The sequence below is a fragment of the Mesorhizobium silamurunense genome (assembly GCF_014843825.1).
In the GTDB taxonomy this organism is placed as follows: Bacteria; Pseudomonadota; Alphaproteobacteria; order Rhizobiales; family Rhizobiaceae; genus Mesorhizobium; species Mesorhizobium silamurunense.
In genome coordinates this window covers 25,218-37,126 of record NZ_JHQR01000165.1, presented here as the reverse complement: position 1 = coordinate 37,126, position 11,909 = coordinate 25,218, and the positions used below count along the sequence as shown (strand labels likewise).

At 64.0% G+C, this 11,909-nt stretch carries 18 protein-coding genes and 1 pseudogene; 6 read left to right on the top strand and 13 right to left on the bottom strand.

The window, feature by feature from the left end:
• Positions 1-183, top strand: a 183-nt coding sequence (locus DH10_RS18820) for a co-chaperone GroES (RefSeq protein WP_192385226.1), incomplete at its 5' end; no start/stop codon positions are given.
• Between the two features lie 69 nt (positions 184-252).
• Positions 253-1,905, top strand: a complete 1,653-nt coding sequence (gene groL / locus DH10_RS18815; RefSeq protein WP_192385225.1) for a chaperonin GroEL — start codon at positions 253-255, stop codon at positions 1,903-1,905.
• A 402-nt stretch (positions 1,906-2,307) separates the two neighbouring features.
• Here the strand turns inward: groL and DH10_RS18810 are convergent, their stop codons facing one another.
• A complete protein-coding gene (locus DH10_RS18810; RefSeq protein WP_192246207.1) occupies positions 2,308-2,916 on the bottom strand; it encodes a TetR/AcrR family transcriptional regulator in 609 nt (202 codons plus the stop codon).
• Between the two features lie 114 nt (positions 2,917-3,030).
• On the opposite strand from DH10_RS18810, the gene DH10_RS18805 reads away from it, so the two are divergent.
• From DH10_RS18805 to DH10_RS18795, 3 genes are read left to right on the top strand one after another with little or no spacing between them, the layout of a single operon-like run.
• The gene (locus tag DH10_RS18805; RefSeq protein WP_192246209.1) at positions 3,031-4,041 is read left to right on the top strand and encodes a zinc-dependent alcohol dehydrogenase family protein; all 1,011 of its coding nucleotides are present in this window, start codon (positions 3,031-3,033) and stop codon (positions 4,039-4,041) included.
• A gap of 23 nt (positions 4,042-4,064) precedes the next feature.
• Positions 4,065-4,499, top strand: coding sequence for an OsmC family protein (locus tag DH10_RS18800; RefSeq protein WP_192246211.1), 435 nt, complete (start codon positions 4,065-4,067; stop codon positions 4,497-4,499).
• A gap of 18 nt (positions 4,500-4,517) precedes the next feature.
• Positions 4,518-4,904: a nuclear transport factor 2 family protein gene (locus DH10_RS18795; protein WP_192246213.1), complete on the top strand. Its 387-nt coding sequence runs from the start codon at positions 4,518-4,520 to the stop codon at positions 4,902-4,904.
• Between the two features lie 108 nt (positions 4,905-5,012).
• Here DH10_RS18795 and DH10_RS18790 read toward each other — a convergent pair whose 3' ends face one another.
• Both DH10_RS18790 and DH10_RS18785 read right to left on the bottom strand, forming a co-directional pair.
• Positions 5,013-5,528 (bottom strand): OsmC family protein, encoded by a 516-nt coding sequence (locus DH10_RS18790; protein ID WP_192246215.1) that lies wholly within the window; start codon positions 5,526-5,528, stop codon positions 5,013-5,015.
• Positions 5,529-5,584: 56 nt separating this feature from the next.
• The gene (locus tag DH10_RS18785) at positions 5,585-6,010 is read right to left on the bottom strand and encodes a GFA family protein (RefSeq protein ID WP_192246217.1); all 426 of its coding nucleotides are present in this window, start codon (positions 6,008-6,010) and stop codon (positions 5,585-5,587) included.
• A 188-nt stretch (positions 6,011-6,198) separates the two neighbouring features.
• Between DH10_RS18785 and DH10_RS18780 the strand changes: the two genes are divergently transcribed.
• The gene (locus DH10_RS18780) at positions 6,199-7,230 is read left to right on the top strand and encodes an AraC family transcriptional regulator (RefSeq protein ID WP_192246219.1); all 1,032 of its coding nucleotides are present in this window, start codon (positions 6,199-6,201) and stop codon (positions 7,228-7,230) included.
• On the opposite strand, the pseudogene DH10_RS18775 reads toward DH10_RS18780, so the two are convergent.
• The 10 genes and pseudogenes from DH10_RS18775 to DH10_RS18730 form a co-directional block, all read right to left on the bottom strand.
• Positions 7,227-7,825 (bottom strand): annotated as a pseudogene (locus DH10_RS18775) (LysE family translocator). The gene DH10_RS18780 and the pseudogene DH10_RS18775 sit on opposite strands and share 4 nt — an antisense overlap.
• 73 nt (positions 7,826-7,898) lie before the next feature.
• The gene (locus DH10_RS18770) at positions 7,899-8,273 is read right to left on the bottom strand and encodes a YkgJ family cysteine cluster protein (RefSeq protein ID WP_192246221.1); all 375 of its coding nucleotides are present in this window, start codon (positions 8,271-8,273) and stop codon (positions 7,899-7,901) included.
• A 4-nt stretch (positions 8,274-8,277) separates the two neighbouring features.
• Positions 8,278-8,430 (bottom strand): hypothetical protein, encoded by a 153-nt coding sequence (locus tag DH10_RS18765; protein WP_192246223.1) that lies wholly within the window; start codon positions 8,428-8,430, stop codon positions 8,278-8,280.
• Position 8,431: 1 nt separating this feature from the next.
• Positions 8,432-8,839, bottom strand: coding sequence for a hypothetical protein (locus DH10_RS18760; RefSeq protein WP_192246225.1), 408 nt, complete (start codon positions 8,837-8,839; stop codon positions 8,432-8,434).
• A complete protein-coding gene (locus DH10_RS18755; RefSeq protein ID WP_376774838.1) occupies positions 8,839-9,081 on the bottom strand; it encodes a hypothetical protein in 243 nt (80 codons plus the stop codon). Before DH10_RS18755 ends, DH10_RS18760 begins: the two co-directional genes overlap by 1 nt.
• Before the next feature lie 174 nt (positions 9,082-9,255).
• Complete coding sequence (locus DH10_RS18750; protein WP_192246232.1) at positions 9,256-9,465, bottom strand: cold-shock protein; 210 nt, start codon at positions 9,463-9,465, stop codon at positions 9,256-9,258.
• Between the two features lie 87 nt (positions 9,466-9,552).
• A complete protein-coding gene (locus DH10_RS18745) occupies positions 9,553-9,696 on the bottom strand; it encodes a hypothetical protein (RefSeq protein WP_192246234.1) in 144 nt (47 codons plus the stop codon).
• A gap of 203 nt (positions 9,697-9,899) precedes the next feature.
• Positions 9,900-10,679, bottom strand: coding sequence for an SRPBCC domain-containing protein (locus DH10_RS18740; protein WP_192246236.1), 780 nt, complete (start codon positions 10,677-10,679; stop codon positions 9,900-9,902).
• Complete coding sequence (locus tag DH10_RS18735; RefSeq protein ID WP_192246238.1) at positions 10,679-10,999, bottom strand: ArsR/SmtB family transcription factor; 321 nt, start codon at positions 10,997-10,999, stop codon at positions 10,679-10,681. Before DH10_RS18735 ends, DH10_RS18740 begins: the two co-directional genes overlap by 1 nt.
• 87 nt (positions 11,000-11,086) lie before the next feature.
• Positions 11,087-11,842, bottom strand: coding sequence for an SDR family NAD(P)-dependent oxidoreductase (locus tag DH10_RS18730; RefSeq protein ID WP_192246240.1), 756 nt, complete (start codon positions 11,840-11,842; stop codon positions 11,087-11,089).
• Between the last annotated feature and the right edge of the window lie 67 nt (positions 11,843-11,909).

The window sequence follows — 11,909 nt, the reverse complement described above, 5'->3', positions numbered from 1 at the left end:
CAGGAAGGCGAGATCATCGCCGTCGGCTCGGGCGCCCGCGACGAAAGCGGCAAGCTCGTCCCGCTGGACGTCAAGGCCGGCGACCGCATCCTGTTCGGCAAGTGGTCCGGCACCGAAGTCAAGCTCAATGGCGAAGACCTTCTGATCATGAAGGAATCCGACATCATGGGCATCATCGGCTGAACATCGGCCTCACCGTCAACTGAATCTTGAATCTGCGGGTTCGACCCGAACCCCTGACAGGAGCTTACAATGGCTGCAAAAGACGTAAAATTCTCCCGTGACGCCCGCGAGCGCATGCTGCGCGGCGTCAACATCCTCGCCGACGCGGTGAAAGTCACGCTCGGCCCCAAGGGCCGCAACGTCGTCATCGACAAGTCGTTCGGCGCCCCGCGCATCACCAAGGACGGCGTCACCGTCGCCAAGGAGATCGAGCTCGAGGACAAGTTCGAGAACATGGGCGCGCAGATGGTGCGCGAAGTTGCTTCGAAGACCAACGACATCGCCGGCGACGGCACCACGACCGCAACGGTTCTCGCGCAGTCGATCGTCCAGGAAGGCCACAAGGCGGTTGCCGCCGGCATGAACCCGATGGACCTGAAGCGCGGCATCGACCTCGCAGTCACCGAAGTCGTCACGGCGCTCGGCAAGGCCGCCAAGAAGATCAAGACCTCCGAGGAAGTCGCCCAGGTCGGCACGATCTCGGCCAATGGCGACGAGTCGGTCGGCAAGATGATCGCTGAGGCGATGCAGAAGGTCGGCAACGAAGGCGTCATCACCGTCGAGGAAGCCAAGACCGCCGAGACCGAGCTGGAAGTCGTCGAAGGCATGCAGTTCGACCGTGGCTATCTGTCGCCCTACTTCGTCACCAACGCCGACAAGATGGTCGCCGATCTGGAAGACGCCTACATCCTGCTGCACGAGAAGAAGCTCTCCAACCTGCAGGCCATGCTGCCGGTGCTGGAAGCCGTCGTGCAGACTTCGAAGCCGCTGCTCATCATCTCGGAAGACGTCGAAGGCGAGGCTCTGGCCACGCTCGTCGTCAACAAGCTGCGTGGCGGCCTGAAGATCGCCGCCGTCAAGGCTCCGGGCTTCGGTGATCGCCGCAAGGCGATGCTGGAAGACATCGCCATCCTCACCGGTGGCCAGGTCATCTCGGAAGACCTCGGCATCAAGCTCGAGAATGTCGGCCTCAACATGCTCGGCCGCGCCAAGAAGGTGTCGATCTCCAAGGAGAACACCACCATCGTCGACGGCGCCGGCAAGAAGGCCGAGATCCAGGGCCGTGTCGCCCAGATCAAGCAGCAGATCGAGGAGACCACCTCGGACTACGACAAGGAGAAGCTGCAGGAGCGTCTGGCCAAGCTCGCGGGCGGCGTCGCGGTGATCCGCGTCGGCGGCGCGACCGAGGTCGAGGTCAAGGAAAAGAAGGACCGCGTCGATGACGCCCTGAACGCGACCCGCGCGGCCGTGGAAGAAGGCATTGTCGCCGGCGGCGGCGTTGCCCTGCTGCGCGCTTCGAGCGCTCTTAAGGCCACCGGCGCCAACTCCGACCAGGCTGCCGGCATCAACATCGTGCGTCGCGCGCTGCAGGCTCCGGCCCGCCAGATCGCGGCCAACGCTGGCGCCGAAGCCTCGATCGTCGCCGGCAAGATCCTTGACAACAAGGGCGCGACCTTCGGCTACAACGCCCAGACCGGCGAGTATGGCGACATGATCGCCATGGGCATCGTCGATCCGGTCAAGGTCGTTCGCACCGCTCTCCAGGACGCGGCCTCGGTCGCCGGATTGTTGGTCACCACCGAAGCCATGATCGCCGAGGCTCCGAAGAAGGAGTCGGCTGGCGGCATGCCGGGCGGTATGCCTGGCGGCGGCATGGGCGGCATGGGCGGCATGGATTTCTAAGGAAATCCATAAGCACGCCCATCAACTAACAATGCTCAAGCCCGCAAGCGGGCTTGAGTGGCGGCATGGATTTCCAATCCACGCTTCCATCTGCTTTCAGATTATGGAAAGGGCGGCAGCGATGCCGCCCTTTTTGCGTTGATCATGCAGACCGACCGACCTTGCTTCCTCGGTGTAGGTGGCTTGCATGCTACGGAGCTTGGCCGAAGCCCGTCGAGTTCCTTCACACCCCTCTGTCCTGCCGGACATCTCCTCCCGCAAGGGGGAGATTGGATGTCACTGGGGCTTTCGCCAATCGCCAGCGTTGAAAGAAGAGCGCCGCCACCAACACTGCCGATCTCCCCCGCAGCGGGGAGATGGCCGGCAGGCCAGAGGGGTGCTGTCCCGCCAGCGTTTCCTTTGCTATATCGCGACGTCGGCGCGCTGCGCTACCTTGCCTGCAAGCACCGCCTGCTCGACCAGCGCTGCGACTTCGTCCGCCACGACAGCGAGCGCTGAGCGGTCGCGGGTGGCGCGGGCGATCACCATCAGGCCCTCGAGCGAGGATTCGACCAGCAGCGCCAGCGCCTGCGCGCGGCGCTCCGGCACCCCTGCCCGCATGAAAGCCTGGCGCAGCAGGCCGATCCATTGCTCGAAGGCGGAACGGCAGATTTCTGCAAGGTCCGGCACGTCGTTCGGCGCGTCCAATACGACCGGCGCGATCGGGCAGCCGAGCGAGAACTCGTTCTCCTCCAGCATGCGCGCCACCGACTGGTAGATGTGGTGGACCGCAACAGCGGGATCGCTTTCCGCCGCCAGCGCCGCGCCCAGACGCTCGGTCACGTCGGCCACGCTTTCGCGCGTCACCTCGACGACCAACTGGTCCTTGCCGCCCGGGAAATGGAAATAGAGCGAGCCGCGCGGCGCGCCGCTGGCGCTCAAAATGTCGTTGAGCGAGGTGCCGTGATAGCCGCGCTGCCTGATAAGCAGCGCCGTTGCCTCGATCATGCGGGTACGTGTGTCCGTCGCCACCTCAACCTCTCACAATGTCAACCTCTGTCAGGAGCGCGCATTATAGCCCTTGCCAAAAATATGACAATCGGTCTACATAATATATAAATCGGTCTACATATTTGCGAGGCAGCAATGCAAAGCTATCGACTTGAGGGGCTCGGCGGGATCGAAAAACTGGTGGCGCGCGAGGAGGCAGTACCGGAGCCAGGCCCGCGTCAAATCGTCGTGCGGGTGCGCGCCACCTCGCTCAACCGCCGAGACACGATGGTCCTCAACGGCACATATCCGCTGACGGCTCGGCCCGGCATCGTTCCGCTGAGCGACGGCGCCGGCGAGGTGGTCGCGGTGGGCGATGCGGTTACCCGCTTTGCCGTCGGCGACCGTGTCACCGGCAGCTATTTCGCGCGCTGGATCGATGGGCGCATGCATCCGGGCGTCGTCGACCAGCTCGGCTGCACGCTGGACGGCATGCTCTCAGAATTTGCCTTGCTCGACGAGCAATGGGCGGTGCGGCTGCCCGACCATCTCTCCTGGCAGGAGGCCGCCACCTTCACCTGCGCCGGGTTGACCGCCTGGAGCGCGCTGACGGGCGCGGAGATTCCGAAGCCCGGACAGTGGGTTCTGGTCATCGGTTCAGGCGGCGTCGCATTGTTTGCGCTGCAGTTCGCCAAGCTCGCCGGCTGCCGCGTGGCCGCCGTCACCTCGCGCGCCGAAAAGACCGACAGACTGCGGGCGCTCGGCGCCGACCTCGTCATCGCAACAGTGGAGACGCCGGAATGGGGCATGAACCTGCGCGAAGCGACAGGTGGCATCGACCTCGTCGTCGAGACCGGCGGCCCGGCAACCTTCGCGCAATCGCTGATCGCAAGCGCCCTCTACGGCCGCATCGTGCTGCTCACCGTTCAGGACCAGAAAGGCAAGCCAGTGGAGATTCCGGGTTCCGTCTATCAGCGGAGTCTTGCCACCATCGGCCGCGTCTTCGTCGGCAGCCGCAACGGTCTGGACGCGATGCTTGCCGCCGTCGCCACGCATCGGCTGAAGCCCGTCATCGACAGGGTCTTTCCCTTCGCCGAGGCGGGCGAAGCCTACCGCTATTTCCAGCAGGGCGACGTCTTCGGCAAGGTCGTCGTCGACGGCGCCTGACCAACCAGCGAGGAGATACAGCAATGACAATTCGCGACGCCTCGGCCGAATGGCAAGGCACGCTCAAGGAAGGATCCGGCCGGCTGCGGCTCGGCAGCGGCGTCTTTGAAGGTGCCTATTCCTTTCCGTCCCGGTTCGAAAACGGTCCGGGCACCAATCCGGAAGAACTGATCGCGGCCGCCCATGCCGGCTGCTTCTCGATGGCGCTCAGCGCCATCCTCGGCCGCGAGGGTCACGTCCCGGCAGGCATCCACACAGTGGCGAAGGTGCATCTCGGCGCCACCACGGCCGGGCCGACGATCACCCGCATCGAGCTGGAGACAGAGGCCAGCGTCGCCGGTCTTGCGGCGAACGATTTCGAGCGGCTGGCGCAGACGGCCAAATCGGCTTGCCTCGTCTCCAGGGCGCTGGCCGGCGTCGCCGCGATCACGCTGAAGGCGAGCCTCATAATCCGCTGAAATGAAGGGAAAAATCCAATGACCCACGAATTGATCATCGACACCACCACGGCCAAGCGCTCCGCCCAAACGGCCGAGATCATGCGGCGCTACAACGATGTCTTCCAGCGCCACGACCCGTCGGCGCTGGACGAACTGGTGGCGGACGACTGCGTGATCGAGAACACCACGCCGGCGCCGGACGGTGCCCGCCGCGCCGGCAAGGACGCCTGTGTCGAGCTGTGGTCGGCGATCGCCACCGGACCCGGCACGCGCTTCGACATCGAGGAAACCTTCGTCGCCGGGGATCGGGCGACGATCCGCTGGCGCTTTTGGATGGCCGACGGCAATTCGCTGCGCGGCGTCAACCTGATGCGTGTCGCGAACGGGCGGATCGTCGAGGCCATGGGTTATGTGAAGGGATAGGGGGCTATGTGAAGGAATAGGGCTTGGCGCGACGAGCTGCATTCAGCCAGGCCGCGCTCAGGCCCCCGGCCCGGAATCCCCCGCCAAGGTTCGGATTCCGGGCAAAGGTTACCGCGCGACCCTGTTGAGCTTCACGAAGGTCTTGGGGCTGCGCTGGATCGTCTGGAAGATCACGCAGTAGCGGTCGGTGAGCTCAAGCAGTTCTGTCAGTCGTTTTTGCGGAGCATCCGTTTCGATATCGAAGCGCAAACGGATCTCCTTGAAGCCGACCGGCACGCCTTCGGTGACACCGAGCGTGCCGCGAAGGTCGACGTCGCCCTCGGCGGAGATTTCCGCCGACTTGATCGGAATCTCGAGCACGGCGGCAGCAGCCCGCATCGAGACGCCGGCACAGGCGATCAACGCCTCCAGCATCATGTCGCCGGAGCAAAGCTCCTGCCCGCTGCCGCCGGCCTTCGGATGGATGCCCGCCAGCGCAAGCCCGCGGCCGGTCTCGACCTTGCAGGTCACCCTGGAGTCGTCGGCGCTGCCTTTGGCCTTCAGCGTGAGAAGCGCCGCCCGCGCATCCTTGCGATATAGATCCTTGATCGGCTCCTGCGTGGCGCGAAAAGTCGCAATGTCCATGCATATTCTCCTGTCGTTGAATGTGGTCCGTGGAAATCGTGCATCATCGTTCGGAACTACTCCGGCACGCTCACGCCGGAGCCGCCGAGCTCGGCAGGAAAATCCTTCAGCTTCGGCAAGCCGTCCTTCATCGGCAGGACCGTCTCGACGTAGTTGACATGGACCCCCGGCGTGAATTCCACCGTCGGTATCGTGGCGGCATAGACGTCGACCAATCCGAGCGGCGGGTGATCGGTCATCAGATGACCACCGCATTTGGTGCAGAACCGGCGATCGCTCATCTTCGACTTCTCGAAGCCGGACAGGAACTCCGCGCCCCTGGTGACCTTGACGTTTTCCGGCTTCCACAGCGTGAAGGCGTTCACGGGAGACGCCGACCACGACCGACAGGAACCGCAATGGCAGTAGCCCATGGCCTCGGCCGATCCGTGCACTTCGATTTCCACGGCGCCGCAAAAACACCCGCCCTTATGTACCGTCATGACTTACATCCTTCCTTGAGTTCGATTGCGCTTGTGCGCCCGATTTGGGACGAAGCTCAGCGCCTGGCGGGTTTAAAGCTTCCGGCCACGAACGGAATGACGCGGCGTCCGCCTCACTTGACAGCGCGTCCGGAACTCGAAAGGGATGTCGTGCCGGGTTGCCGCGCAACTTACGGGACTTGGGTGGAATGGCCGGGGACGCTCTGTCTGACCTGTTGAAAACGGTGCGCCTCACCGGCGCGACGTTTTTCGACATCGAGGCCCAGGACCCATGGGCGGTCTGCTCGCCCTCCCCCGCTTCGATACTGCCGAGGATATTGCCGGGCGCGGATCACCTGATTTCCTACCATGTGCTCACGGCCGGCCGCTGCTTCGCCCGCATCGTCGGCAAGGAGGCGATCCCCGTGGAGGCCGGCGAGGTCGTGGTGTTCACCAACAGTGACCCGCATATCATGTCGAGTACGCCCGATCTCAGGGCCGACCCGCCGACCGCGGATGTACTGGAAATCGCCGCCGCCAGCCAGACGCCGTTCCCCATCAACTACGTCAAGGACGGCGCGATGTCGGCGCGGCTGGTATGCGGCTATCTCGCTTGCGATGCGCTTCCCTTCAATCCGCTGCTCGAAGCGCTGCCGCCGGTCATCAAGGCGGGAGACGTGAAAGGCGATGGCGGCTGGCTCGGCCAGTTCATCAAGCTGGCGGTGTCGGAGGTCGCGGAAAAGCGGGCGGGCAGCGAGACGGTGCTCACCAAGCTCAGCGAACTGATGTTCGTCGACGTCCTGCGCCGCTATGTGGAGTCGCTGCCGCCGCAACAAACCGGCTGGCTGGCGGGCCTGCGCGATCCGCATCTGAGCAAGGCGCTGGCGCTGATCCACGACCGGCCGGCGCACAACTGGACGGTGGAGGCGCTGGCGAAGGAGGCTGCGCTGTCGCGCACCGTGCTGGCCGAACGCTTCACCAGGCTCGTCGGCATGCCGCCGATGCACTATCTCGCCAAATGGCGGATGCAGATTGCCTCGGAATTGCTCAGCGCCGGCAACAGCAACGTCGCCAGCATCGCGGCGGAGATCGGCTACGAGTCCGAGGCGGCGTTCAGCCGCGCCTTCAAGAAGATGATCGGCGTCCCGCCCTCGGCCTGGCGTATCGGCATTCGGCCCGCGCCCGGTTCCGGAAACGAGGAGGCTTCCGAAACCGAAGGCGAACCGGCCATAACTGACTAGCGATCCGCCAGCGCCAGCTTGGCTCCCAGCATGACGAAGGCACCGGCGAAGGTGCGGCGCATCCAGGTCAGCACCATCGGCCGCGACACGACATGGCTGCGCACCGAGGCCGCGAATACGCCGTAGACGATGAAGACCAGGAAGGTCATCAGCATGAAGATGCCAGAGAGCTCAAGCATCTTGGCAAAAGCGTGCGGCTCCGTGGTGCTGACGAATTGCGGCAGGAAGGCAAAGAAGAAGATCGACAGTTTTGGGTTCAAGATGTTGATCAGGATGCCGGAGGTGATCACCTTGCCGGCAGAGCGTGGCGCGACGTTCTGGTCGACGGCAAGACCGGCGTGTTCCAAGCCATGTAAAGCAAATAGGCGACGCCCAGATATTTCAGCGTCTCGAAGGCGACGGCGCTTGTGTGCAGCACCTCGGCAAGGCCGGTGATGGCGGCCGCCATGTGCGGGATGATGCCCAGCGTGCAGCCGAAAGCGGCGATGATGGCGGCACGCGCGCCGCGCGAAAGGCCCGCGCTCAGCGTGTAGAGAACGCCGGTGCCGGGCGAGGCCACGACAATCAGCGACGTCAACAGGAATTCGATGCTCAAGGTTTCCTCCACGGCCCTGCCCGCGCGGCAAGGTACCGGGAGGCGTGAAGGTGGGCAAGCAGGGCGCGCGGAATTAGCCTGCCGCCAGCCCAAACACCGTCCGTGCCATCAGGCAGTCGTCGCCGCCGGGCATGCAGGCGCGGCAGACATGCGGCCGGACGTCGTAGATCGCGCAGGCCGTCCCTTTGCCCACTTCGCCGCGAAGCGCTGAGCAGCGATTGCCCTCGCAACGCATACCGGACTGGTTGGCGGCGATGAGGGCTTCCGGGATGCGGTCGAGCTCGGCATCCTCTTCGGTCGAGAAGCGTGGCCAGTCGGCGGAATAGGCGCAGCAGGCGCCGCAGCTCTGGCAGTCGAAGGCCGGCTGGGGGCTTTCCCACGCGGACAAGACGTCCCTGCCGGCGACCAGCCCAGGCGCAAGGGGATTGCGATCGGCCTGGCGCGGCAAGGCGCTACTTCTTCTTGCCTGCCTTGCGCGGCGGCACTTGCGCCGGCGTCTCGAACAGATCGGTCGCGACCGGTTCGCCGGTTTTCGGCGCAGCAGGCGGCTTGGCCGGCTTTACAGCGGCCGCCGTGGCCTCCTTGGCAGAGAACTTTATGGCCATGTCAGTCCTCGTCGTAAAGATGCGATGACGGCGACCGCGGATTGCGCAGGCGGCCGATCAGCGCCGAAACCGCCGTGATGTTCATTTCCTCGGGCGACCAGTTCCTGGACTCCGCGATGTGATGCGGCGCCAATTCGCGGTGTGTGCTGCCGCTGTAGGCGGCATCCAGATGCGTGACCCGTTCATGAGTCTTGCCGTCCTCAAGCACATATTCGATCAGATAGTTGGGACATTCGGCGCGGCTGCGCACGCCGACGCGCACCTGGGCATCGCCATGGGCCCGCCTGCAGCGCTCCAGCTTTTCCAGCACACGCCGGACATATTCGACCGGCTTGTCCAGGACATCGACCATGTCGGCAATCGTCGAATCCTCGGCGATGGGCGTTTTCGACATGCGCTTGGTAGCCATCAGCGTTTGCCCACGCGTTTCGGCCCGACCTGCTTCGGCGAGGCGGCAAGGGCGGCAGCGGCCGCCCTGTCCTCGGCTTCCTTCTCCAGGCGCAGTTCGCGCAGCCGCGCGGTCTTGGCCTCGCGGGCCTGGCTGACGGCATCCTGCTCGGAAGCGATGCGGTCAAGCGACATCGACTGGGTCCGGGCCCTGCTGAAAAGCGATTCAGCTTCGTTGCCTTTTGTCTTCGAAGTGAGGGACAAATTCTTCTCCTGATCCCGGAGCATTCAAATGCCGACGCAATGGTGCTTAGCACATCGCATTCCGCCTGCGGCGCACAATTCAGTGCCCGAAAGCGAAAAAGGTCAGGCATTGCCTGACCCTCCTCTCGCCTTCTACCGGTGCCAGTACATTCACCGGGGAGGCTGAATTCCGCTTCAGGCAGCCCGCAGCTGGTCGGCAGACATCTTGCCCGACTTTTTGTCCCGAACCATCTCGTAGCCGAGCTTCTGGCCTTCGACGATGTCGCGCATTCCGGCGCGCTCGACGGCCGAGATGTGAACGAAAACGTCGGCCGAACCGTCGTCAGGCTGAATAAAACCAAAGCCTTTGGTGGCGTTAAACCATTTTACTGTGCCAGTGCTCACAACGAACCCCTTTCCATGGCAAATATTCGTTCGCCGTCATGCGGCCGCACAACAGCGTTTGTCTCGATTTTTGATGGGAGAAGTTCGTCATGGGCGCGCCTGGGCGCGCAGATAACAAAGGCCAGTCAAAAAAATATCGACACATTTCTTGTAGATTTCTTTTGATCGCCTGTCAAATTTCTTGTTTGGTGGGCGGGTGCCGCAGCGCCGCATGGCTGCCGGGTAACGCATGAGGAGTCTTCTCTACCGCCGCGATCCGCCTTACGGGACAAATCGCCGGAGCAGCCAAAAAAAATTTTCTTTTTGCCGGGAACCTTTTCGCCGGCTGCAGGTTTTATTCCTGCTGTCAGCAATTCATGAGCAATCTGGAAGAGTTGACAGCAAAAGACGCCTCCCGCGCCGTAAAAAGCGCGAGAGGCGTTTTCTATTGGGCCCTACATGATGGTGCTCATCATCGGCAGGATTTCATAGCGGAAGCCGCGGCCCGAACGCGATACTGGGTCACCGTCGGTCACCGCCTTGGCCTCGGCCTCGCTGCCGACGCGCAGGATCAACAGGCCCCAGGGCCCGGCGGGATCGGCGACGGGACCGGCCAGCATCATCGTGCCAGCACGAAGCTGGCCGCGCAGATAGTCGGCATGCGCGTTCATCAGCGCCCGCTCCTCGTCCGTCAGGGTGAAGGCGAAGTCGGGACGCGGCGGGATCAAGCGGCAATGATAGACCGAAAGCGGCTTGGCAGCGGTCTCCTTGGCGAGGAAGTCGCCGAGCCAGCCCAACACACGCTCCCAGCCTGAGCCGTGGTCGCGGCAGGAATCTTTGCGCGAGCCGAAGCCGTCGTGGCGCAGCGTCAGCCGCGTGCCGTTCTCGACCGGCTCCAGCGTGTAAGTCACAGTCGTGACATTGTCGCCGTCCCACGGCGCTATCCAGGTCATCACCAGGCGATGCGGTGGCGCAACCTCGAGATATTCGCCGCCGACATGGAAGTCTTGGCCGTCAGCGCCCTTGCCTTCCGAGCGCCAGGCGCCACCCGGCCGGACATCGGCGGTATGTTTCGTCGTCCGGTACATGTTGTCCGCGCCCCACCAGAGGGGGATCTGATCCTCGGCGGTGATGGCGCGAAAGACGCGCTTAGGTGGAACCGCTATCGTCACCGTGGCGAGGATTGTGCCCGCCGAAACGTCCGCGATCGCACGCGGCCTGTCATTGCTCGCCATCACTCGTCCTCCAGATAGGATTTCAGATTGCCGAGGCTTTGCTGCCAGAAGTCGCGGTAGGGCAGGATCCAGTCGGCGACATCCTTCAACTCGGCGGGCTCCAGCCGGTAGACGCGCTGGCGGCCTCGCCGTTGCTCGGAGACGACGTTGAGCTCGCGCAGGATCCTCAGATGCTTGGAAATGGCCGGACGGCTCTGCGAGAAGGCGGAGGCCAGCTCGTTGACCGGCGCCGGCCCCCGCCGCAGTCGGTCGAGGATTGCGCGCCGCGTCGGGTCGGCGATGGCGCGGAAGACGGAACGGTCCTGCTCAGCCTGCGGCATGATGCGTATCCATTTGGTTACGTATTATGCCGAAATATGGTGCCGGTCAATTGTCCTCAACCGGCATCCTACGTATTCCTCGATGGCTCAGCGCTCCTGGTCGGTCGGACGGATAAGAATCTCGTTGACGTTGACGCGCGGCGGCTGGCTCACGGCATAGAGGATGGCGTTTGCGATATCCTCGGCGGTCAGTGCTTCCATCGTGGCGAGACGGTGCTCTAAACCGGCCTTGAACTCCTCGTTGGTGATGTGGTCGCCAAGCTCGGTGCGCACCAGGCCGGGCTCGATGACGGTGACACGCACCTTGTCGGCATAAATCTCGCGGCGCAGCGACTCCGAGAAGGCGACGACGCCGAACTTGGTCGCCGCATAGCCGCTGGCGCCGGGGTTGGCGACGCGGCCGGCCACCGATGAGACGTTGACGACATGGCCCTTGGCAGCCTTGAGATGTGGCAGCGCTGCCTTGGTGGTCCCCATTAGGCCGATCAGGTTGAGCTCGATCATGCGGCGCCAGTCGTCCAGATCGGCTTCCGCCGCGGGCGCAAGCAGCATGACGCCGGCATTGTTGACGAGGATGTCGAGCCGGTCCCATTCGGAAACGACCTTGTCGACCATAGCGGTGAAGTCGCCACCCTTGGCGATGTCGGCTTCGATGGCGAGCGCGGTGCCGCCGGCCTTCTCGATACGGCTGACCAGCGTCGCGAGGCGATCGATGCGGCGGGCGGCGACGGCCACCTTCGCGCCGGCGGCTGCAAGTGCGGCGGCCGTCGCTTCGCCGATGCCGGATGAGGCGCCGGTGACGAGTGCGACCTTACCCGAGAGGGAGGAATTTGCGGATGTCATGAGATTTCTCCAAGTGCCCGCCTTCCCCCCACATAGGCCGCGCAGCCCGTTCTTGAAGTCTGCCATC

Excerpts from the sequence above, each read along its gene's own strand:
- DH10_RS18785 (WP_192246217.1), bottom strand. The coding sequence starts at position 6,010 with ATGACGGTACATAAGGGCGGGTGTTTTTGCGGCGCCGTGGAAATCGAA.
- DH10_RS18730 (WP_192246240.1), bottom strand. The coding sequence starts at position 11,842 with ATGACATCCGCAAATTCCTCCCTCTCGGGTAAGGTCGCACTCGTCACC.
- DH10_RS18795 (WP_192246213.1), top strand. The coding sequence starts at position 4,518 with ATGACCCACGAATTGATCATCGACACCACCACGGCCAAGCGCTCCGCC.
- groL (WP_192385225.1), top strand. The coding sequence starts at position 253 with ATGGCTGCAAAAGACGTAAAATTCTCCCGTGACGCCCGCGAGCGCATG.
- DH10_RS18740 (WP_192246236.1), bottom strand. The coding sequence starts at position 10,679 with ATGGCGAGCAATGACAGGCCGCGTGCGATCGCGGACGTTTCGGCGGGC.
- DH10_RS18735 (WP_192246238.1), bottom strand. The coding sequence starts at position 10,999 with ATGCCGCAGGCTGAGCAGGACCGTTCCGTCTTCCGCGCCATCGCCGAC.
- DH10_RS18800 (WP_192246211.1), top strand. The coding sequence starts at position 4,065 with ATGACAATTCGCGACGCCTCGGCCGAATGGCAAGGCACGCTCAAGGAA.
- DH10_RS18745 (WP_192246234.1), bottom strand. The coding sequence starts at position 9,696 with ATGCGTTACCCGGCAGCCATGCGGCGCTGCGGCACCCGCCCACCAAAC.
- DH10_RS18765 (WP_192246223.1), bottom strand. The coding sequence starts at position 8,430 with ATGGCCATAAAGTTCTCTGCCAAGGAGGCCACGGCGGCCGCTGTAAAG.
- DH10_RS18790 (WP_192246215.1), bottom strand. The coding sequence starts at position 5,528 with ATGGACATTGCGACTTTTCGCGCCACGCAGGAGCCGATCAAGGATCTA.
- DH10_RS18760 (WP_192246225.1), bottom strand. The coding sequence starts at position 8,839 with ATGGCTACCAAGCGCATGTCGAAAACGCCCATCGCCGAGGATTCGACG.
- DH10_RS18805 (WP_192246209.1), top strand. The coding sequence starts at position 3,031 with ATGCAAAGCTATCGACTTGAGGGGCTCGGCGGGATCGAAAAACTGGTG.
- DH10_RS18780 (WP_192246219.1), top strand. The coding sequence starts at position 6,199 with ATGGCCGGGGACGCTCTGTCTGACCTGTTGAAAACGGTGCGCCTCACC.